Genomic DNA, 21674 nt, shown 5'->3' on the forward strand with positions numbered 1-21674 from the left:
AGGAGCCGAAAACTCTTATGAGCATATTGGTCGTCGACGATAACCCGATGAATGTGATGGTCGTAGAAGAAATGCTGAAGCGTTCCGGATACGAGGAAGTGGAAACCGCGCAGTCGGCCGAGGAGATGCTGCGGATCTTGCGCGGCAGCCCTGACGAAGGAGGCGCGCCGCCGCGTTCGATCGACTTGATCCTGCTGGATTTGATGATGCCGGCCGTCGACGGCATCGAGGCCTGCCGCCTGCTGCAAAGCGACGAACGGCTGCGCGACATCCCGGTCATCATCGTGACGGCGATCGGCGATTCGCGAAAGCTGGCGGAGGCTTTGGACGCGGGAGCGAACGATTACGTCACCAAGCCGATCAATAAAATCGAGCTGCTGGCGCGGATTCGCTCGGCGCTCCGGCTGAAGCGGGAGCTCGATTGGCACAAGGAGCGGGATTTGCGCCTGCGGGAGGAGCTGAATTTGGCGCGGCAGGTGCAGGAAGCGGTGTTTCCGGCCGGCGTCGACGAGGAAGCGTACCGGATCCGGTCGTATTTTCGCGCGTCGGAGGAACTGGCGGGCGATTTGTACGCGTGGCACGTCCTGGACTCTCACCGGGTCATGATCGCGGTGATGGATGCGATGGGGCACGGCATTTCCTCGTCGCTGATCAGCATGTTCACCGCGTCCGTTTTGAAGGAAGCGATGCATGCCCAAATCCGTCCCGAGCGGATCGTCAGGGAAGCGAATCGCCGGCTGATGCAGCTCCGGTACGGGAACGAGCTCGTTCAATACTACAGCACCGGCATTTGCGCGTGGATCGACTTGAGGGAAGGAACGGTCGAATGCGTGAATGCGGGGCATCCCCCCGGACTCGTCGTTCGCCGCGGAGGCAGGAGAGTGGAGCGGCTCGGGGCGACTTGTCCCCCCGTAGGCGTTTTCGAGGATTTGGCTATCCGTTCCGAAAAGGTGCGGCTGGAGCCCGGAGATACGATTTACTTGTATACCGACGGACTGATGGATTTGTTTCCCGGGGATGCGGAGGAGAAGACGAACGCCCTGATCGAGCGGCTGGCCCGGTCCGGCGAGGATGAGGAAGCGCTCGAAGAGCTGCTCGTGCTGGGTTCGCTGGACAAGCGTCCCGACGACCGCTGTCTCGTGCGCGTGGACGTGAAAGGAGTGGCCGAGACAGCGTGAAAATCAAAACGAGGCTCATCGTCGGGTTCGGCATGTTGCTCGTCCTGCTCGTCGGAATCACATCGTTCGGTTACGACCGGCTGAGCCGGATGAACGACCGGCTGGTCCGATTTTACGACGATCAATTCATCAAAGTCCGCGATGCGATCGACTTGCGCAGCGGCATCGACTCCGCCGGCAATTCGGTCAACAACGTTCTGCTCAACATGCTGGACAGCGACGTGTATGCGGTCGAGGAGCTCAACCGGCAGACGGAAACCTACTCCGCGGAGCTGGAAGCGTTTCGCGGCAAGTCGTTCAGCCCGGAGGAGCGGCAGCTCGTGGACGCGGTAAGCCATGAAAGCGGCCGGTACGTCGATTTTTTGAAGCGGTTCGCTTTGCTTGTCGATCAGGGCCAATACGAGGAAGCGTTATCCTTGCAAAAAAGCCAGGGCAGGCTCCTTCAGGAAAACGTCGTGAAATCGCTCGATTCGCTCGTCACGTTCGAGCAGATGACGATGGAGGAAGAACAGGCGCGGACGGAAGAGCTGTACAACGACTCCATCCGGCTGGTGGGCGGCTTGACGGTCGCCGGCATCCTCGCGGGCTTTGGCGTCATGCTGTGGATTTTCCCGCAGATTACGAGGGGCTTGAATTTGCTTGGCCTGATGGCCCGCAAGTTCGGGCAAGGCCGGCTTCGGGGGTTCTCGCGAATCGAAATCAAAAGAAACGACGAGCTGGGAGAGCTTGCGAAGCTGTTCAAGCGCATCGCCATGGACCTGCAAATTCAGAAAGACCGGGAGCGGCTGTACGCGGAAGCCAAAGAGCAGCAGGCTTGGCTCGACGGCCAATTGGCCCGCACGACGGAGCTGCTCAAGGACTTTTCGGATGCCAGGTCGGTCGCCCAATCGTTTATCCATGAGTTCGCGCCCGTTCTGGGGGCGTCTTACGGCGCCGTTTATTTGCGGGAGGAAGCTGGCGGCGGCCTTTATTCGCTGGCGGGAGCTTACGCGCTGAACGATCCGGACGCCGAGCCGGTCGCGAAGGACTTCGCGTTCCGCACGGGAGAAGGCTTGCTCGGACAAGCCGTCATGTCGGGCAAGCCGATCGCGGTCGAGCCGGTGCCGAGCGGGTACGTGCGCATTCGCTCGGGATTGGGAGAAGCCGAGCCCGTTCAACTGCTCCTGCAGCCGATCCTGTTCAACCGGCAGCCGATCGGCGTCATCGAATTGGCTTACTTGCGCCCAGCGGCCATGAGCGAGCGGGATTTACTGGAGAAGCTTTGCGAAAAATTCGCCTACATCGTGGCCAATATTCGTTCGCGCCAGCGAGTGGAGGAACTGCTCCGGGAGTCCCAGGCGCTGGCCGAGGAGCTTCAGGCCCAGTCGGAGGAGCTGATTTCCCAGCAGGAGGAGCTTCGGCAAACGAACGAAAAGCTGGAGGGGCACACGACACGGCTGAAGCGCTCGGAGGAGCGGCTGCAGCGGCAGCAGGAGGAACTGGAGCATACGAATCAGGAGCTGACCGTCAAAACGCTGGCTCTCGAGGAGCAAAACCGGCAGACCGAAAGCAAAAGCCGCGAGGTCGCGAAGGCGAACGCGGAACTGGAGCGCCAGGCGCTCCAGCTTGCGCTGGCGTCGCAATACAAATCCGAGTTTTTGGCGAACATGTCGCACGAGCTGCGGACGCCGCTAAACAGCATGATCATTTTGGCGCAGTTTTTGGAGGAGAACAACGAGGGCAATCTGACCGACAAACAGCTCAACTTCATCCAGACGATCCACTCGTCCAGCAACGATTTGCTGAAAATGATCGACGAAATTCTCGATTTGGCCAAAGTCGACGCCGGCAAGATGGACGTTCAGCCCGAGCCGACGCTGCTGGAGGATATTACGACGAATCTCAGGCATACGTACGAATCGATCGCGGCGAAAAAAGGGCTCGAATTTGCCGTCCTCACCGACGACGACGTCCCTTCCGTGCTGTATACGGACGGCCATCGGCTGAAGCAAATTTTGCGCAATTTGCTCTCCAACGCGCTCAAGTTCACCCCGTCCGGTTTCATCCGCCTTCATATCCGCAGGTGCGAACCGGCGGAGGCGGGGGAAGCGGTCCGGTCCGGAGGACCGTTCGTCGCGTTCGCGGTCGAGGATTCCGGCGTCGGCATTCCGGAAGACAAACGCGAGCTTGTTTTCGAAGCGTTTCGCCAGGCGGACGGGACGACGAGCCGGAAATTCGGCGGCACCGGCCTGGGGTTGACGATCAGCAAGGAGCTGGCCGTTTTGCTCGGCGGATCGATTCGGCTCGAGAGCGAGCCGGGCCGCGGCAGCGTCTTTACGCTGATTTTGCCGGAGCGCTGTCCCGAACGGCAGGAGACGGCTATTTCGGACAGCTTGCTCGATTCGAACATTGCCTTTGTCGCCGCGGCGGCGGAACCGGGCGCCGGGAAGCCGGAGGCGCCGTCCGAGCCCGAAGCGGGGCGGGAGCGTTCCGGATCGGAGAGCGAACCCGAAACGCTGCCGGCCGGCCGAGATTCCGGGCCGCAGCCCGACGAACCGCAGGAGGAACGGGCGGACGCCGCGCGCAAACATGCCGGGGATTCCGCATTTGTCGGAAAAACGGTGCTGCTTGTCGACGACGACGAGCGCAATCTGTATTCGCTGACCAGCCTGCTCGAGCATCACCGGCTCAACGTGTTGTCCGCGGAAAACGGCCGCGCCGCGCTGGAGCTGCTGGAAACCGGGCCGTCCGTCGATATCGTGCTGATGGACGTGATGATGCCGGAGATGGACGGGTACGAAGCGATGGCGAGCATTCGCCGGCATCCGAAATGGAGCGGGCTGCCCGTCATCGCGCTGACGGCGAAGGCGATGAAGGATGACCGGAACAAGTGTCTGGAAGCCGGAGCTTCCGATTACCTGGCGAAGCCGGTCCAAATTCAACAATTATTGTCCCTGCTGAAAGTGTGGTTGTCCCGATGAACCAAGCATGGATAGCGCCCGAATATGACGAACAATTGGAAAAGCTGGAAATCGAACTGCTGCTGGAGGGCCTGTTTCGCGCGTACGGCTACGATTTTCGCCATTATGCGTTTCCGTCGCTGCGCAGGCGCATTTGGCACCGGATCGGCCTGGAACGACTGAATACGGTCTCCGCGCTGCAGGAAAGAGTGCTGCACGATCGGGAGGCGTTCGACCGGTTGCTTTCCGATCTGGTCATTCCGGTGACGGAACTGTTTCGGGATCCGGGGCTTTTCGCGTATATTCGGGAAAAACTGGCTCCGGCGCTTGGCCGCCTCCCCTTTGCGCGAATTTGGCACGCCGGCTGCGCCTCCGGCGAGGAGGCGTATTCGATGGCGATTTTGCTGGAGGAAGAAGGCATTTTGAGCAAATCGCGCATTTACGCTACCGACATCAACCATGCGGCGTTAAAAACGGCCCGCGACCGGCTCGTCCCGTGCGACCGTTACGAGCAGTACAGGAAAAATTACGAAAGGTCCGGGGGAAAAGCCGATTTCGCGTTGTATGTCGACGGCGATCCGGAGGACGGGTTCACGCTGAAGCGCCGTTTGAACGAAAGGATCGTATTCGCCGAGCACAATCTCGTGACCGACCGCTCGTTTAACGAATTCCATGCGATTTTTTGCCGAAACGTCATGATTTATTTTAATCCGGAGCTTCGCAACCGCGTCCACCGATTGCTGTACGAAAGTTTGGCGGACGGAGGCTTCCTCATTCTCGGCGGAAAGGAATCGATTTCGTTTACGAAATACGAGGACAAATACGAGACGTGGAACGACGAATTCCGCGTGTATCGGAAAATCGGGTAACGTTTCGGACCGAAACGTTTCAAACGATGCGGATAAGGGTAAGGAATACCGATCTTGTTTGCAGAGAGGGGATTCGCATGCCAACCGATAAATTGAGTTTCCGGACGGAAAGCCGCGCGGCGGAAACCGTCGTTTTCCTAGCGGGCGAATTGGATCTGGAAGTCGCTTCGCGGATGCGGGCGGCGATGGAGCCGCTTCTCCCGCTTGCGGATCGCAGATTGACGTTGAATTTGCGGGAGCTGAAGTATATCGACAGCACCGGCATCGGAATCCTGATCGGCATCGTCAAGGCGCGCCATGCGCGCGGAGCGGCGTTCGGGGTGGAGGAAGTCCCCGCGCACATTCTCAAGCTTTTCGATATTACCGGGATGACCTCTTTCTTGACCGCCGCGGCAACGGCCGAAGGCACCGAACGAAAATAACGGACGATGAAAAGGAATGGTGAGAACGAAGCGATGATGAACGATGCGCTTGTGACGCTGACGGTACCGGCCAAGCCCGAGTTCGTGGATTTGGTTCGTTTGACGCTGTACGGTATCGCCGCCAAGCTCGATTTTTCCTACGAAGATATCGAGGATATGAAGGTGGCGGTGTCCGAAGCCTGCAACAACGTCGTGCTGCACGCCTATTCCGATGAGCGCCAGGGTACGATCCAGCTCGATTTTCATACCGCAGAGGAGCATTTGCAAATCGTCGTTCGCGATAACGGCGCCAGCTTCGAGCCTGCCGGGGACATGCGCACTTCCAACCTCCACGGGAAGTCCATCGAGGAAATCCAGTCGGGCGGATTGGGACTTTATCTCATGCAAGCTTTAATGGATGAGGTGGAAGTGCGGCAGGATTTCGGAACGGTCGTCACCTTGACCAAAAAACGAAACGCGGCAAGGGCCGAAACCGTATGAGCGTAACTCCAAACGCGCGTCTGCCCGACGACGCGATGGAGAAAATATTCCGCTATCAGCAAACCGACTCCAGGGAACTTGCGGACGAACTGGTGCGCGAGTACGATCCGCTCGTCCGCATGGCCGCCCATAAAATATCCCGCAACCGACCGGATCTTCAGGAGGATCTCATTCAGGTGGGGCGGATGTCGCTGTTCCGGCTGCTCAAGCAGTTCGATCCGGGCTTTGGCATGCCCTTCGAGCCTTACGCGATGAAGAGCATGGTCGGCCAGATGAAAAATTATTTGCGGGACAAGTCGTGGTATGTCCAGGTGCCGCGCAGAATCAAGGAAAAAGGGCTCAATCTGCAGCGCGCGATCGACGAGCTGACGATGGAGCTGGAGCGCTCGCCGAGCGTTCCGGAAATTGCCGAGCGCATGGACATGAGCCTGGAGGAGACGTTGGAAGTGCTGGCCGGACGGGAGCTGTACCATTACGTTTCGCTGGATACGCCGGTATCCGACGACGAAAACGGCGCGACGCTGGGCGAGATGATCGGCGTGCCGTCCGACGACTACGCGGAAGTCGACCGCAAGCTGGTGCTGGACAAGGCGATGGACCGGCTGAAGCCCGAAGAGCGGAAGGTGCTTCTGCTATTATACGAGCAGGGCTACTCCCAGCGATTCGTGGCCGAGCAATTGGGCGTCTCCCAAATGAGCGTGTCCCGCATTCAGCGGCGCGCGATCGATCAGCTGAAGAAGTGGCTTTCCGCCGGCGGAGAAGCGCCGGACGGGTGAGGACGGACGAGGGCGGGCGAGGATGGACGGGAGCCGCCGAATCCCGGCAAGGGGCTTGTTTCGATTTCCGCCGACAGGGTAATAGAGAATACGCAACACATTCTCTTAAAAAGGCGGTGGACGCGATGACTGTCATCTACCAGCTCGATTGCTTCGGCTGCGACATTCTCGTCCGTCAACAGCAAGAATCGTACCACCTCGGCATCCAATCCCGTTCGAATCCGCTCGGATTCGGCAATCGTCTGGCCGAGTTCGATTCCGAGGAGGATGCGGTCGGCGCGGCCGATCATTTTTGCCGGATGTACAAGCTGATGCGCGAATACGGGTATCGCCTTTCGGGCGAGGAATTCCAGAAGGACGATATGCCGTCCATTCCGGTCAAGGGGCTGCTGAACCTGCGCCCGGCGACGAACGATCTTCGCGCGCTGCTTGAACGCGACGCGGAGCTGTACGGCGCGGCAACGTCTTCGTGATTCGGCTTCTATTCATCGCAGCAAACTCGCAAACCGTCGCCCTCTCGCGGCAGAAAGCCTTTGCATTCGCAAGGCTCCGCCGCGAGGGGGCATTTGTTTGCGGCGGGAAGCGGGACGCGAGCGGGGACGTTGAAGGCGCGGGACTTGTCGTCCGGGCAAAGACCGCCTCTTCGCGATATCCCCTTCGCTCAGCAGGTTTCGGGGAGTTAAATGATCGGGTTAGCGCCGGTGTGGGGGAAAAGAAGGGGACAGGACGGACTACATGGCAAGTCGGCGGCGGGTTTGGCGGGCTGGAAGGGGATTGGATGGACTACATGTCGAGTCGGCGGCGGGTTTGGCGGCCGAGAAGGGGACATGACGGACTACATGGCGAGTTGGCGGCGGGTTTGGTGGGCTAGAAGGGGATTGGATGGACTACATGTCGAGTCGGCGGCGGGTTTGGTGGGCTAGAAGGGGATTGGATGGACTACATGGCAAGTGGGCGGAGGGTTCGACGGGCTAGCAGGTGCATGGTTGGGCTGCATGGCGCGCAGACGGCGGAGGGGCAGGAACGTCAAAAGCCGCCACCCGCCGGGGGCGGGAAGCGGCTTTTGGCGTCAGTTCGGTTTTTGCTCTTCCGCCATCGCGGTTTGCGCATCATCCTTGGCGGATTGGAGGGCGGCGCGCGTTTTGCCGGCGAGGTCCGACGCGTGCCGGACGACCTGATGCGCGATCTCCTGCGTTTTCGCGCCGGCTTCGCTTGCGAGCTGCCTGGTTTTGTCCTTCGACCGGATATACGTGTCCCGGATATCCCCGCGAAGCTCGCGGCCCGCCTTCGGAGCCAAAAGCAAGGCCGCCGCCGCGCCGATCGTCGCGCCGATAACGGCGCCCTTCATCAGTCCGTTGCCGCTGTTTTGACGTTCTGCCATGTGAAACGCCTCCTTTTTATCGATGTAGCTTGCGATGAACCCTTCGTTTGCGTTGCGAAGCGCCTTTCCGAACAAGCCTGACAGAAAAACGAGAACGGCCCCTCCGACAATGGAGGGAATGACGGCTAAGCCGTCCATGACCGGTTCCCGAAGCGGAACGGGAAAGGTTCGTTCCTCTCTGTCTTTTTTTACCCGACCGGGCCCGCCGCGAATCTATGAAAACGTTAATGAAATCTTCCTGTTCACGTTATCTCGGCTTTTTTCTCTTGAACTGGAAGATTCCGGGCGCTAGACTTGTATTCATAGCGAACGGGCGGCTAACGGGTTGCCGATCGCCCGTTGGCGGGATCAAGGCGGGAGGAGATCGATTTGGCGGAAAAAAGCAGCGGCCGGATTGCCGTTTTTGCGGGGACATACGCGGCTGCCGAGGCGGAAGGAATCGGAATGTTCGAATGGGATGCGGAAACGGAAAGCTGGACGGAGGCGGGAGGTGCCGGAGGCCTGGCGAATCCTTCGTTTTTGGCGCTGCATCCGAAGCTGAACGTGCTCTTTGCCGCCAGCGAGACGGCGGAAGGAGCGGTCGCGGCTTATCGGTACGATTGGCGGGAACGAACGATGACGGAAATCAACCGCCAACCGACGAAAGGAGCCGACCCATGCCATATCGGGGTGGATCGGACGGGGCGCTGGCTCCTAGGCGTCAATTATTCGGGCGGCAGCGTTTTCGCCTTTCCGATCGGCGCGGACGGAGAGATCGGCGAGATGAGCGATTTTCACGCTCACGAGGGAAGCGGCGTTCGGGCGGATCGTCAGGAGGCGCCGCACCCGCACTCGATTTTCGCCGTTCCGGGAACGGACGATTGGCTCGTTTCCGACCTGGGAACGGATAAACTGTACGTTTATCGCCTCGATGCGCAAACGGGCAAGCTGACGCTGCGCGGCGCAGCGGAGGTCGCTCCGGGGGCGGGGCCGCGCCATGCGGCGTTCCATCCGGAGCTTCCGCTCGTATATTCGGTCGAGGAGCTGAGCTCGGCGGTGTCGGTATGGCGTTATCGGGCGGACGACGGCTCTCTTTCGCTGCTGCAAACGACGACGACGCTGCCGGCCGATTTTGCGGGGGACAACACGTGCGCGGACATCCATTTGAACGCCTCCGGCACGCGGGTTTACGCATCCAATCGCGGACACGACAGCATTGCCGTCTTTCGCGTCGCCGCGGACGGAACGCTCGAAGCGCAGGGACAGGTACCGTGCGGGGGCCGGATGCCGCGAAATTTCGCCGTCGTCGGAAACGACTGGCTTTTCGCCGCCAATCAGGATTCGGGCTCGATCGTCGCCTTCCGGCTGGACGAGCAGGGAATCCCCGTGCCGGTCGGCTCGCAGATCGAGATCGCCAAGCCCGTTTGCCTGAAAATCGCGAACCTCTGAGGACGGCGGGCGGCATCTGCTTTTCCCAGGCATGCCAGGCAAGTACGCCTGGGGCGCCGGTTTTAAACCCAAAAACGGCGGCGGATCCGGACATGAACGTCCGTTGTCCGCCGCCGCTTCTTTTTCGTAAGAAGGAAAGTAACGTGCATCCTGCGAAAGCGTCTAGGCAAGCTTGCCGGGCTCAAACGCACCGCTCTGGCAGCGGTACTTGTGTTCAGAGGCATCTCCCCAGTCTACTCCGGAAGTCGGCTCGGCCTCCCGCGGGTCCAATTGAGTCGTGGCGACTCATCTCGACCCGCCAAATGCATCCAGCCGTACGCGGTTGAGTAAAAATGACTCATCTTGACGCTTCTGCATGCACGGAAACGATCCGGTTGCGTCGTGGCGACTCAACTTGACCCGCCAAATGCATCCAGCCGTACGCGGTTGAGTAAAAATGACTCATCTTGCCGCCTCTGCATGCATGGAAACGATCCAATTGAGTCGTGGCGACTCATCTCGACCCGCCAAACGCATCCAGCCGTACGCGGTTGAGTAAAAATGACTCATCTTGACGCTCCTGCATGCATGGAAACGATCCAATTGAGCCGTGGCTGCCCATTTCACCGCCGCGCGCAGGCTGCCGATCCGGCAGATCCCCGGGAGTTCTTATTTTTCCAAGGATGCCGTCAGCGTATTTCTAAAAAATCAGATTGCTCGAGGAGTGCTTCACCGTTTCGTTCGTTTCGTCCGGCAAGGAGGCTCTGTCCACGTTCTCCTCGACGCAGGACGCCATGTAGAAGTAGCTCGTGCCTCCGAAGCCGCCGTTTGCGGCAACGTATTTTCCGCCTTTGAAGCGGGCGCCGACGGCGCGCAGGCGATGGCCCGTTCCTTCGATATGAAAGTGGGCCGTCTGACCGCTTGCGGCCTCGCTGTTGCAGTCGGCGAAGCTGAACGAAACGACGTTGTCCGGCTCGACCGTTTTGAAGAAGGCCAGTTCCCCGTTCGTTCCGCCGAACGACGCCCCCCCGCCGACCGTGACGCTCTGGGCGTAGACGCCGGTTTCCGCCTTGTCCCAAGCGCCGGTCAGAACGAAGCCGCAATCCTGAAACCCGCCGCCGAGCATGACGATTTCCTTGCTGCCTACCCGAACCTTGCCCGTCGCCGGGGACGCCCCCTTGAACCAGGTGTTGATAAGCGTCAGGCGATTGATGCTGCCGATGTTGACGTCTTCGACATTGTTGAACACGCAACCCGTAAACATCACATCATCGTTGACTGGCAAATTGCCGACCGCCGCGCTCCGCACCGGCCGCGCGATCTCGTAGCCGCTCAGCATGCCGAACGAGCAGCCGTCGATGACGTTTCGGCGTCTGGAGCGGGACGAGCTTCGGGACAACGTCAGCATCCTCTCCGCCGTGCAGCCCCGCATTTGCAGGCCGTCGGCGTTCGCCCAGATCGATCCGGAGTTCGAGAGTCCGTCCTTGTAGACGGCGTGGCAGTCCTCCAGCGTCAAATCCGTCAGCATCTTGTGCGCGACAATCCGGGAGGCGATGTGCTTCTTCACGGTGATCCGCTTGGCGCTGTCGCCCCAGGTCGTGCCGCTGTTCGCGAACGACATCAGGCCCGAATTGCCGATGTAGACGAGATCGTGCTCGTATTGGCCGTGCGTGACGAACGGGCCGTAGTCGTCCCCGTCGCCGTGGCAGTTTTCGACCATGCTGTAGGCGGCGCACGTAAAATCGTTCAAGTGCCTGGCGTTGCTCGTGTTGCAGTCCCGGACGTGGGCGTAAAGCACGTTGATTTGCTGCGTCAGGTAGCCCGTACCGCCCCAATCCCGTTCTTCGGGGTTGATCAGCTCGCACCGTTCGGTTATGTAATGGGAATTGTAGCGGCGCTGGATGACCGGCCAAAATACTTTTGTCGCGCGGATGCCGGATACGTCGCACTCGACCGCGAATTCGTAGGCGACGGGATTGGAGCCGATCTGGTCCCACGTCTCGAAGGGCCGCACGCTCGTGGACGTCGTCGGCGGCACGGGGACGCCCGCAAACCGCATGTTCCGCACGTTGCACCGGAAGACCGGATTCATTTTCGTATATGTAATCGTCCGTCCGGCCGCAAGCGTCCAGCCGAGCTTGTAGTTGACGCGAACGCGGTTCGCCGAAACGATCTCGGTTACCTTGAGCAGGTAATCGAGCTCCCGCTGCGCGCCGCCGCCCGGATTGTTGTTCACTTTGGCGATCCACCAGTCCTCGACCTGAAACGCCGAGGCGTCGCTCACCGCGAGAATGTCGCTCCCTTCCGGAATGTCGGAGCCGAGCGTCACGGTCTGCGACGGACCCGCGGCCGTGCCCTGGAAGAACAGCACCGCCCCGAACGGGTTGTCGCGGGAATTGAGCTCGATTCCGTCCGTCGTGACCAGATGGCCGCCGAAATCCAGCTCGATGCCGCTGCGGCGGAACGTATGCCGGCGAACGAAGTTGAGATCGGTATGCGCTTCTACCCGATGAATGGAGGGATCGTTGACGAGCGCGTCGAGCGCGTCGTCCGCGTTCGGAGCCGGCCCGAATATCCCGAACCAGCGAAAATCCCCGACCCCGTCGTGGACGATTTCCCAGCATCCGTCCGCTCCCGGAGGCCGGTGAACCGTTCCGCCGTTGTCGGCCTTCGCGCTGCCCGCCGCCCAGCGCATCAGCTTCGCTCCGCCGTCGCCCGCCGTCCGGTAGCCGCCGACGAACGCCAGCGTCCCGTCCTTGAGCCGGCCGTTCGGCAGGGCAAGCAGCTCGTCGACGCTCGAAACCCGGAGCATCGTGTCCGGCGAGGCGCTGCCTTTGCCTTCGGCCTGACCCTCGGTAGCGGCGAACGAGAAGTTGGACAGAAGGGCGCTTCCGGCCAGCATGGCTCCGCCCAGGCCGAGCACGCGCAGCATTTTGCGGCGGCTGATCGCCTCGGGAGCCAGGTTCTCCGTTGTCGATGGCGCCCGAGACTCAGGCGAATTCGATTGCGGGTTTTCCGGTTTGCTGATGTATTCCTGATTCATGAAAGTCCCTCCTTGGTTGAGTTTGTTCCGTCTCGAGTTCAGGAATTGCCGCTTTTGCTCTCGTCCCGGTCCGAGGGCTTGTCCGTTTCCGCAAGCAGCGCTTTGCTGCCGCTGCGGAATTCGCGGATCGTCGTCCCGACGGCCCGGCCCAGCTCCGGCAATTTTTTCGGACCGAATAGCAGCAAGGCGATGGCGACAAGCAAAATGATGCCCGTGACTCCGATCGTCGGCATCGTGTACCTCCTTTCTCTCATTGATTCCCAACTGATTTAAAAATATAGTAATTAAATGTAAATATAAATCAGTTGATGTATTTTACACTCCGATTATAAAGGCGCCGGTTTTTTACTGTCAATGAGAATGTAAGCAATTATTAAAAAATTCCGACATTATATTTCTCGTTCGAATTTACATTCCCTTAACGAAAGGTTGCAAGTTTGCGCACACAACGCGTCTATACTGGACAAAACATCATTTCAGCATAGGAGTGTTGGACTCTTGAATCGGACAAGCAAAAAAGTACTCTCTTTCTTCCTCGCCGCGGAAATGCTGCTGGGCGGGGCCATGGCGGCGCTTCCGGCTTCCGCTGCCGAAGGCGGTGCCGCCGGGGCGATTTCCGGCGTTCCGTATGCGGCGGACGGCAGCTACGACGTCGCGGTGCCGCACGTCGTCATCCATCAGGCGTACGGGGGCGGAGCGGAAGGGGCGAGCGATCGTTTCTTCTCCAACGGCTTCATCGAGCTCTATAACCCTACGGACGATGACGTGGACCTGAACGGTTGGACGCTTCATTATGCGGACCCGACGATGGCGTCCGGCACCTGGATCAAGCTCGACCTGACCGGAACGATCGGCGCCCGTTCGTCTTATCTTGTCGTCGACGGCCAATCCGACGATTCGTTCGTCAGCGATATTCGCGGCAAGGGCGATAAGACGTGGTCCGATGCGTTTTTTTACAATAAAGGGATGAAGGTCGTGCTGATGAGCGGCGGGGCTTCGTCGCTGGACGGCGTCGTCAATCCGTTCGCCGATAAGCCGGAAGGCTACGTCGACATGATCGGAACGGCCGGCAACGACAACGGCCTGACGATCGACGGCTACGAAACGGACTATCCGACCGGCAAGGCGGAAGGGACGTCCAAGAAGAAGTCGGTGCGCCGCGAGTCGTTTGCCGACACGGACAACAACAAGGCGGATTTCGAGCAAATCGGCTACGAGGAGGAAGGGGACGCGACCTTTGCGGAAAACCGCCCGCGCAGCGGCGCGGACGGCGCTTGGGGAGCCGAGGCTCCGGCGCTCGGGCTTGCGACGGAAACGCTCGCGGACGCGACGGTCGGCCGGCCGTATTCGGCGGCCCTCTCCGTTTACGGCGGCGCGGCTCCGTATACGTTCGAAGCGAGCGGCCTGCCCGGCGGACTGGCCATCGACGCCGCCTCCGGAACGATTGCCGGCACGCCGCTTGAAGCCGGAACGGCGTCGGTCTCCGTCTCCGTTTACGACAGCTCGGAGCCGCGGCTGCACCTTGCTCGCGAGTTTACGCTTGCGGTGAAGGAAGCGCCCGCGCTGGCGATGCCCGATCTTCTCGGCATGACGAAGCTGGGCGGCTATTCCGTCGGGGTGACGAGCGAAGACGGCGGCTTGGCCGAAATCGTCCAATACAATCGCGATAACGGCAAGTTTTATTTGGTGAACGGCTCCGCCGACCCGGCGACCCTCGATATCGTGAAGCTGAACGGCGGCGCGAACCCGGAGAAGGAAACGAGCGTGCTGGTCGAAAAGCTGGCGGAAGTCGACGGGTTCGTTTACGGAGATTTGACGAGCGTCGATATCAATACCGCGACGAAACGGGTCGCCGTGGCGGTACAGGAAGCGGACGCCATGAAAAACGGCAAGGTGCTCGTGCTCGACTACGACGGCAAGCCGCTCGAATCGTACGAGACGGGCGTTCAGCCGGATATGGTGAAGTTCAGCGACGACGGCAGGTACATTTTGACGGCGGACGAAGGGGAGCCCCGCACGGAGGCGGGCGATCCGGAAGGCAGCGTGACGATCGTCGACACGGTCGCGAAGGAAACGGTTCGCGTCAAATTCGACGATCCGTCGGTCATCGACGATCTCGTCCACATTCGCGGAGCCGCCGATCCGGAAACGAACTTCATTATGGGCAAAGGCAGCAAGGAAGACGCGGTATTCGATCTCGAGCCCGAGTACATCGAGCTTTCCGAGGATCAAAAAACGGCGTTCGTCAGCCTGCAGGAAAACAACGCGATCGCCGCGATCGATATCGCGAGCGCCAAAGTGCTGTATGTCAAAGGGCTAGGCTACAAGGATCTGAACGATCCCCGCAATGCGCTAGACCTGGTCAAGGACGGGGAAATCAAGCTGGAAAACGTTCCGTTCTACGGCGTCTACATGCCGGATGGCATTTCCGAATACACGACCGGCGGGAAAACGTATCTGTTCACGGCGAACGAAGGCGACGCGACGGAATGGCCGGGCAAGGAAAACGCCAGCGACGTCGGCGATTTGAAGGCCGCGCTCGATCCGGAGTCGGCGGCGGCATTGTTCCTGGCCGGCAAGTCGGATTATGACGATGTCGAAGCGAAAACCGACGAAGGCACGGACGGCATTTATTTGTTCGGCGGCCGTTCCTTCTCGATATGGGACGCGGAGACGATGGAGCAGGTGTACGACAGCGGCAACGATTTCGAAAAAATTACGGCCGAGCGGCTGCCGGATTATTTTAACGCCAGCAACAGCAATACATCATTGGACAGCCGAAGCGAGAAAAAAGGGCCGGAGCCGGAATACGTCACGGTCGGAAAAGTCGGCAAGCGGGCGCTCGCCTTCGTCGGCCTGGAGCGAATCGGCGGCGTCATGACCTACGATGTCACCGATCCGGCGGCACCGGTGTTCATCAATTATTTCAACACCCGCGAGTTCGCGATGGAAGACAATTTGACCGACTCGGGCCCCGAGGGACTGGAGTTCATCCCGGCGGCGGACAGCCCGACGGGGCGGCCGCTGCTGCTCGTCGCCAACGAAGTCGGCGGCACCGTGGCGGTGTATCAGGTGGAAACAGCCAAGGTGACGCTGGATCAAAGCGCTTTGTCGCTTAAAGTCGGCGGAGCGGCGGGAACGCTTAAGGCGACGGTCGAAGGCGGCGACGCGGCGGCCGTAACCTGGAGCTCGTCCGATCCGGGCGTGGCTACGGTCGATGCGAACGGAAACGTCGCGCCGGTCGCTGCCGGAACCGCCGTCATCTCCGCGTTCAGCGGCGACGGCTACGGCTTGGCGGAGGCGACGGTGACGGTAGCGCCGGCCGACGCCGTCAATCCGGCCCCGGTTCCGGTTCCGGGCACGGGAACGGGCAACGGTACGGAACAACCGGGAACGGAGACGCCGTCCGTTGAAGACGGCAAAGTCGTGGCGGTCGTGAACGTCGAGACCGATGCGGCAGGCAAGGCGACGGCAGCTCTTTCGGAAGAGACGGTCGAGGCGGCGATTAAAGCGCTGGAATCCGCCGAGGGCGGGGAGCTTGTCATCCGGGTGCGGGCCGGGGAAACGGCTCGGCAAATCGAGCTGACCGTGCCCGCCGCGGCGCTGACGGCGATAACGGGCAGCTCCGCCGGCACGGTCGTCTTCGAAACGGACCTCGGCACGATTTCGCTGGACCGGGACGCGTTTGCGGCCGCAGCTGCGGAAGCGGGCGACGACGACCTTGTCGTGACGATCAGGACGGTCGCGTCGGGCTCGTCGTTCGGCGAACTGACGCCGGCAGGACGGCAAATCGCGGAAACGCTGATCGGCAACCGCTCCGTCGTCGACTTGACGTTGACCGTCGGAGGCCGGACGCTGTCGAACCTGGGCGGCGGCACGATCGGCGTAGGCTTGCCGTATGCCCCGGGTGCAGGCGAAGATCCGAACGCGATCGTCGCGCTTTACCTTTCGGAAGACGGCGCGGTTTCGATCGTGCGCGACGGCATGTACGACGCATCTTCCGGACGCCTCGTATTCCAAACGGAGCACCTTTCCCGTTATGCGGTCGGCTACAACAGGCTTGAGTTCTCCGACATCGGCGCAAGCTTCGCGAAAGATTCCGTGACGTACTTGGCCGCTCGCGACATCATCGGCGGCATCGGGAACGGCCGGTTCGATCCGGCCGGCGGGCTGACCCGCGCGGACGTCGCCATGCTGCTCGCGCGTTTGGCGGGAGCGGATACGGAGCAAACGGCGGGAGCTTCGTTTACGGACGTGAAGGCCGGCGACTATTTCGCGGGCGCGGTTGCCTGGGCTTCGCAAAACGGCATCGCGAGCGGCTTCGGCGACGGGCGCTTCGATCCGAAGGCGGGCGTGACGCGCGAGCAGCTTGCGGCCATGCTTGTCCGGTTTGCGGGTTACATGAACTGGACGCTTCCGGACAACGGGGCAGCGGCCGACTTCGCGGACGCGGATGCGATCGCCGCGGTTGCCTCGGAAGCGGCCCAAGCGATGAGCCGGGCCGGCATCATTTCCGGCAAGGCGATCGCGGGACGGCCGGGCGCGTATTTCGCGCCGCAGGACACGGCTACGCGCGCGGAAGCGGCTCATATGCTGGCCAAGCTGCTGAAGTCGAAGCAATAAAAAAGAGAACGGCCGGTACCGCGCTGCGGATACCGGCTGTCTCGAAATATGCCTGACGGAAAACGGCCGCTTTCGGCCGTTTTTTTGCCTAATCCTCGATGGCCGCCTTGCGGACGTTGACGGCGCGGATCGCCGCCGGGTCGAACTTCGGCGTCCGGTCGTACGTATACAGCCCGTTCACTTCCTGCTCGATATCGTACAGCTGCGTATAGCAGAACCCGAAGATGTTCGGGTTGTCCAGCAACGCATTCGTGAGGCCCGCGTACCGGGCGAGAAACTCCGCTTCGCTTTGCGGCCGGTCCCCGTAGCCCCAGCCGTTGCTGTCGGTTTGCCCCGGATTCCACCAAATGCCGCCGTACTCGCTGACGAAATAGGGCTGCCCTCCGTACGATTGCCTTTCGGGAAAGGAAACCCACGGCTCTCCGCCTTCGGCCAAGGGCTGATGCCGGGCGCGGAACGACTCCGGGTTTTGATCGTAATCGTGCACGTCGAAAATATCCGTCGCAACGTGATAGTTCCCGCTCGTGTCGATGACCGGTCGCGTCGGGTCGACGGCTTTCGTCGCTTCGTAGACGATGCGGAGCACCTCGTCGTTTTGCCGGGTGCCGCGGGACGAATCCCAGGTTTCGTTAAACGGGCACCAGCCGATCAGGCTCGGATGGTTGAAATCGCGTTCGACGTTTTCCAGCCATTCGGGAAGAAACCGGATCAAGCCTTCGCCGGTCGAAATATCCAACCCCCAATTCGCATGCTCTCCCCACACGAGATAGCCGAGCTTGTCGGCCCAATACAGGAATCGGGGCTCGAATATTTTTTCATGCAGGCGGGCTCCGTTAAACCCGAGCTCCATCGACAGCTCGATATCGCGTTTCAACGCCTCGTCGTTCGGCGCGGTATAAATGCCGTCGGGGTAGAAGCCTTGGTCGAGCACAAGCCGCTGGAAAACGGATTTTCCGTTGATGCGGAATTTCATCCCGTCGAGCCGGACGGAGCGCAGCCCGAAATACGAGTCGGCCCGGTCGACCGTCTGGCCGTCCTTCAGCAGCTCCAGCTTCAGATCGTAGAGAGCGGGGGCTCCCGGCTGCCACAAGCGCGTTTCCGTCAGCGGAATCGACAGGCTCGCGGAAGAGGAGCCGACCCGCGCGGTCTCCGAGCCGGCCGGTTTGCCGTCGAGTTCGGCGGAACAGCGGAGCGCGACATCGCCCGAGAGTCCGGCCACTTTTGCCGTTATGTGGAGCCGGGCGTTTTCGGGATCGGGAACGAGACAGAACGAAACGAGGTGCGTTTCCGGCACATGTTCAAGCCAAACGGTTTGCCAAATGCCCGTCGTCCGGGTATAGTCGCAGCCCCGCGAATGGTATGTCCCGCTTTGTTTTCCCCGAGGCTGCAAGCCCGAACGGACGTCGTCCTCCGCATAGACGGTCACCACGTTTTCGCCCGGAACGAGCGCGCGGCCGATCGGGAAGGAAAAGGAGCCGTAGCCGCCGCGATGCTTGCCGACCGGCACGTCGTTGATCCACACTTCGGCTTCGTAGTCCACCGCTCCGAAATGCAGCAGAACCTCTCCGCCTTCCCAGCCGCCCGGCAGCGTAAAGCTGCGCTTATACCACACCGCGGGAATGAAATCGGTATGGCCGATGCCGGAAAGTTTGCTTTCGGGGCAGAAAGGGACGACGATTTTTTGCTTAAGCGTTGCGTCGGAAGCTTGCAGCCCCCGCTCCTTGCCGCTTCGGGAAAAGTCGAATTCGAACTGCCATTCCCCATTCAAATTAAGCCATCGTTCCCTCACGAATTGCGGTCTCGGGTGCTCAGGGCGCGGCGTGCCGATGTCGGCGGACATGGGAAAACCTCCATTTTAGTTATTTTAAAAATTAATTAAATAGGGAACGAATTAACAATTACAATTATTTTATAAACCTATAAATAAGGTGATGTCAAGCTATTTTCTCGAAACATTATAATTTAAAATTAACATAATGGTTAACCAAATGATGCGATCTTGTTCCGTTGAAATGAGCCTGTTTCCGGTATCCCTTTCACTCAGGAACCAATCTCCCGGGCATATGATTCGGGTCCGCTTCCGGGAATGCTGCGACGAGTCAAGCGTATTCGTGAATGGCGGGAGGTTGGCAGAGGGAATGGCGTATGGCGGAGGGCGGAATAACGAAGGGAGGAATAGCAGAAGGCGGAATAACGAGGGAGGATAGCGAACGGTCCCTATAAAACACCGAAGGTGGCCAAGGATCTTAGCGGGTGAACTACCGGTGAATGCCCTACACTGCGGGCAACAGAGCGATGTCCAGACGAGTGACAGTAGTTGAGATGGCGATGTAAGCACGGACAACGCAAGGACTAAACGAATATCATAATACATTAATTAACTAAATAGACAGAATACAGACCAACATACCAACACGTAAGAAGGTCGGCAGCGTCAGTTATCTACAAGAGGCGGTCCTTTCTCAAAGTCAGGCCAAAAACAAAATTAACGGCCCCGGAAGGCCGTTATCCGCCTCAATTGCCCGAAGGAGAAAAGAGAGCGCGGGACGCGGGGGCCGACTGAGCCTCATTGCGTCCCGGACGATCACTCGTATTCGACCGTCACTTCGATGTCCCGGTCATAATTGCCGAAGCCCTTGCCGAACAGGCTCAGGCCGCCGGCATGCCTTGCCGATTCCGGCGCGGCGATGCGGAAGCGAAGCTCTTCGCCGTAGACGATCGGCACCTCGCCGAGAGTGACCGGCGACATGCGGACGCCGTCGATGAAGCAGCCGTCGTGCCGCAGCCGGATCGACTTCAACAGGCCGTGCGTCGTGCCGTACTTCCACCAGGCGGGCGTATGCGCGCCCGGCGCGCCGCCGAAATCGCCCGGGCACGTCCAGAAGCCGAGCGGAACGTCGTTCAAGTAAAAGTAGATGTCCGAAGGCCAATTTACGTTATAGCCCGGCGCTTCGGAACACAGCTCCAGCGTGACGGTGACGCCCAAAGCCCGCTGGCCGGACAGCAAATAGTTCGGAACGCGGTATTCGACGAATCCGCTGCCCAGCCACAGATGCGCGGCCTCGACATGCTCGGGATCGGAAAAATAGCGGGGGTCGTCCAGCATGCCGATGATTTTCGTCCTTGAAGCCAGCCCGCACGTCGGCTTGGCTTCGTACGCGGTATAGTGGCCGACCGGGATCGACGCGGCGTAGCGGTTCGAGCTGCCTTCTTCCGGCGTTTTCAGCAGCAGGGTAATCGAATCGAGCCGGAGATGGCACACCTTCTGCCGGCCTCTTGCGCCGGACAGGCTTTCGGTGCGGATGATGCCGGCTTCCTCCAACTTCTGGACGTGCTTCGTAACGATCGCGGACGAGACGCCCAGCGCTTCCGCCAATTCCTTGACGTTCATCGGCTTCCTGTTCAAAAGCTCGATGATGCGGACGCGGCTTTCCGAAGAAAAGCATTCCAGCACGGCCATTTGCCGGACGGTGACGGGAATTTTCATTTGCGGCTCCTTCGCAATGGCTAATTGATTCGATTGTAAACCCGGATCCGACAAACGGCAAGCTTCGGTCCGGCGACGGCGAAGGGGCGCAAATCCCGGAGCGTGATACGGCGTTTCCGATTGAAGCGGAAGTTGACCGGGTATATGTTTTCGTATCGAAGGGTTCAACGACAAACCGATAAGGGGGAAGCGGATTTGCGACTGATCGAAACGGATATTTGGGAACTTTCCTATCTCGACCTGACGCTTCGATTGTTCGCGGCACTCGTGCTTGGCGGGCTCGTCGGCATTGAACGGGAATGGAAAAATCACGCCGCCGGTTTTCGCACCCACATTTTGGTCTGCGTGGGCTCGGCCGCGATCATGCTTTTGTCGATTTACGGGTTTGGCGAATTCGCGAATGCGTACAACGTTCGCATGGACCCGGCCCGGCTGGCGGCACAGGTCGTGTCGGGAGTCGGCTTTCTCGGCGCCGGGGCGATCATCCGAACGGGCTTGAGCATATCCGGCCTAACGACAGCGGCTTCGCTGTGGGTCGTGGCGGCCATTGGGCTATGCGCCGGAGCAGGCTTTTATTACGGCGCGGTTCTGGCGACCGTTCTCGTTATCGTCAGCTTGTATTTGCTCGATAAAGTGGAGAACCGAATGCTCGGCAAACGGACGAACGACCAGATCAAAATCAAGGTCGTCGGCGTCCCGGGGTTGATCGCGAAAATTACGGACATTTTGGAAGGCCGGGGCTTGAACATCCGGAGCATGGCATTCGAAACGGAATCCGGCAAAAACGCCTCGGAGACGGTACATGTCCTGAAAATCCAATTCCATAAAGCCGATCCGAAAAAAATAAGGGAAGCTTTCGACACCTTGCTGGCAACGGAGGGCATCCGGAGAATCGAAACGTCCGACATGCCCCGGGAATGGAGCGACTCCGGGCGAAAGGGGGACTCGGCTTCGCTCTAGGCATCGCGTCGGGCAATCGAACCGATCGCTTTCTTTTCCATTGAACAAACCCCGCCGTTTCTATAAACTTTTAAAAGAAGAGAATAGAACGGGAAAGAGGGTGCGCATT

The 21674-nt window shown here is 60.0% G+C and carries 15 protein-coding genes; 10 read left to right on the plus strand and 5 right to left on the minus strand.

Translation table 11 applies throughout. From position 1 onward, the window contains the following. Positions 1-17: 17 nt before the first annotated feature. From B7E11_RS17055 to B7E11_RS17085, 7 genes are all read left to right on the plus strand, one after another. A complete protein-coding gene (locus B7E11_RS17055) occupies positions 18-1178 on the plus strand; it encodes a PP2C family protein-serine/threonine phosphatase (RefSeq protein WP_080836798.1) in 1161 nt (386 codons plus the stop codon). After that, on the plus strand, positions 1175-4138 hold the full coding sequence (locus tag B7E11_RS17060; protein WP_080836800.1) for a response regulator: 2964 nt from the start codon (positions 1175-1177) through the stop codon (positions 4136-4138). Before B7E11_RS17055 ends, B7E11_RS17060 begins: the two co-directional genes overlap by 4 nt. Beyond that, a complete protein-coding gene (locus B7E11_RS17065) occupies positions 4135-4986 on the plus strand; it encodes a CheR family methyltransferase (protein WP_080836802.1) in 852 nt (283 codons plus the stop codon). Before B7E11_RS17060 ends, B7E11_RS17065 begins: the two co-directional genes overlap by 4 nt. Before the next feature lie 77 nt (positions 4987-5063). Next, complete coding sequence (locus B7E11_RS17070; protein WP_080836803.1) at positions 5064-5408, plus strand: STAS domain-containing protein; 345 nt, start codon at positions 5064-5066, stop codon at positions 5406-5408. A gap of 6 nt (positions 5409-5414) precedes the next feature. After that, the gene (gene rsbW, locus B7E11_RS17075; protein WP_245809750.1) at positions 5415-5888 is read left to right on the plus strand and encodes an anti-sigma B factor RsbW; all 474 of its coding nucleotides are present in this window, start codon (positions 5415-5417) and stop codon (positions 5886-5888) included. Further along, complete coding sequence (locus B7E11_RS17080; RefSeq protein WP_080836804.1) at positions 5885-6664, plus strand: sigma-70 family RNA polymerase sigma factor; 780 nt, start codon at positions 5885-5887, stop codon at positions 6662-6664. Before rsbW ends, B7E11_RS17080 begins: the two co-directional genes overlap by 4 nt. A 125-nt stretch (positions 6665-6789) precedes the next feature. Continuing rightward, positions 6790-7137 (plus strand): hypothetical protein, encoded by a 348-nt coding sequence (locus tag B7E11_RS17085; protein WP_080836806.1) that lies wholly within the window; start codon positions 6790-6792, stop codon positions 7135-7137. A gap of 596 nt (positions 7138-7733) precedes the next feature. Here the strand turns inward: B7E11_RS17085 and B7E11_RS17095 are convergent. After that, a complete protein-coding gene (locus tag B7E11_RS17095) occupies positions 7734-8045 on the minus strand; it encodes a YtxH domain-containing protein (protein ID WP_176220796.1) in 312 nt (103 codons plus the stop codon). 369 nt (positions 8046-8414) lie between these two features. Between B7E11_RS17095 and B7E11_RS17100 the strand changes: the two genes are divergently transcribed. Then, on the plus strand, positions 8415-9473 hold the full coding sequence (locus tag B7E11_RS17100; RefSeq protein WP_080836811.1) for a lactonase family protein: 1059 nt from the start codon (positions 8415-8417) through the stop codon (positions 9471-9473). 679 nt (positions 9474-10152) lie between these two features. Here the strand turns inward: B7E11_RS17100 and B7E11_RS17105 are convergent. Then, positions 10153-12495 carry a hypothetical protein gene (locus B7E11_RS17105; RefSeq protein ID WP_213084143.1) on the minus strand — a complete coding sequence of 781 codons (2343 nt, stop codon included), beginning with the start codon at positions 12493-12495 and terminating at the stop codon, positions 10153-10155. 38 nt (positions 12496-12533) lie between these two features. Beyond that, a complete protein-coding gene (tatA, locus tag B7E11_RS17110) occupies positions 12534-12728 on the minus strand; it encodes a twin-arginine translocase TatA/TatE family subunit (RefSeq protein WP_080836812.1) in 195 nt (64 codons plus the stop codon). 265 nt (positions 12729-12993) lie between these two features. Between tatA and B7E11_RS17115 the strand changes: the two genes are divergently transcribed. Continuing rightward, positions 12994-17118 carry a choice-of-anchor I family protein gene (locus tag B7E11_RS17115; protein WP_139787233.1) on the plus strand — a complete coding sequence of 1375 codons (4125 nt, stop codon included), beginning with the start codon at positions 12994-12996 and terminating at the stop codon, positions 17116-17118. An 88-nt stretch (positions 17119-17206) separates the two neighbouring features. Here B7E11_RS17115 and B7E11_RS17120 read toward each other — a convergent pair whose 3' ends face one another. After that, positions 17207-18958, minus strand: coding sequence for a glycoside hydrolase family 2 protein (locus B7E11_RS17120; RefSeq protein WP_080836814.1), 1752 nt, complete (start codon positions 18956-18958; stop codon positions 17207-17209). Between the two features lie 744 nt (positions 18959-19702). Further along, a complete protein-coding gene (locus B7E11_RS17125; RefSeq protein ID WP_080836815.1) occupies positions 19703-20605 on the minus strand; it encodes an ArsR/SmtB family transcription factor in 903 nt (300 codons plus the stop codon). A 201-nt stretch (positions 20606-20806) separates the two neighbouring features. Here B7E11_RS17125 and B7E11_RS17130 point away from each other — a divergent pair, with 201 nt between their 5' ends. Further along, positions 20807-21565 (plus strand): MgtC/SapB family protein, encoded by a 759-nt coding sequence (locus B7E11_RS17130; protein WP_425430077.1) that lies wholly within the window; start codon positions 20807-20809, stop codon positions 21563-21565. Positions 21566-21674: the final 109 nt, after the last annotated feature.

The organism is Cohnella massiliensis, from assembly GCF_900169535.1.
Taxonomy (GTDB): domain Bacteria; phylum Bacillota; class Bacilli; order Paenibacillales; family Paenibacillaceae; genus Cohnella; species Cohnella algarum.

Bases quoted from the DNA above. Each gene is read 5' to 3' on its own strand.
- tatA (WP_080836812.1), bottom strand. From the start codon at position 12,728: ATGCCGACGATCGGAGTCACGGGCATCATTTTGCTTGTCGCCATCGCC.
- B7E11_RS17085 (WP_080836806.1), top strand. From the start codon at position 6,790: ATGACTGTCATCTACCAGCTCGATTGCTTCGGCTGCGACATTCTCGTC.
- rsbW (WP_245809750.1), top strand. From the start codon at position 5,415: ATGAAAAGGAATGGTGAGAACGAAGCGATGATGAACGATGCGCTTGTG.
- B7E11_RS17120 (WP_080836814.1), bottom strand. From the start codon at position 18,958: ATGTCCGCCGACATCGGCACGCCGCGCCCTGAGCACCCGAGACCGCAA.
- B7E11_RS17055 (WP_080836798.1), top strand. From the start codon at position 18: ATGAGCATATTGGTCGTCGACGATAACCCGATGAATGTGATGGTCGTA.
- B7E11_RS17105 (WP_213084143.1), bottom strand. From the start codon at position 12,495: ATGAATCAGGAATACATCAGCAAACCGGAAAACCCGCAATCGAATTCG.
- B7E11_RS17095 (WP_176220796.1), bottom strand. From the start codon at position 8,045: ATGGCAGAACGTCAAAACAGCGGCAACGGACTGATGAAGGGCGCCGTT.
- B7E11_RS17125 (WP_080836815.1), bottom strand. From the start codon at position 20,605: ATGAAAATTCCCGTCACCGTCCGGCAAATGGCCGTGCTGGAATGCTTT.
- B7E11_RS17080 (WP_080836804.1), top strand. From the start codon at position 5,885: ATGAGCGTAACTCCAAACGCGCGTCTGCCCGACGACGCGATGGAGAAA.
- B7E11_RS17065 (WP_080836802.1), top strand. From the start codon at position 4,135: ATGAACCAAGCATGGATAGCGCCCGAATATGACGAACAATTGGAAAAG.
- B7E11_RS17070 (WP_080836803.1), top strand. From the start codon at position 5,064: ATGCCAACCGATAAATTGAGTTTCCGGACGGAAAGCCGCGCGGCGGAA.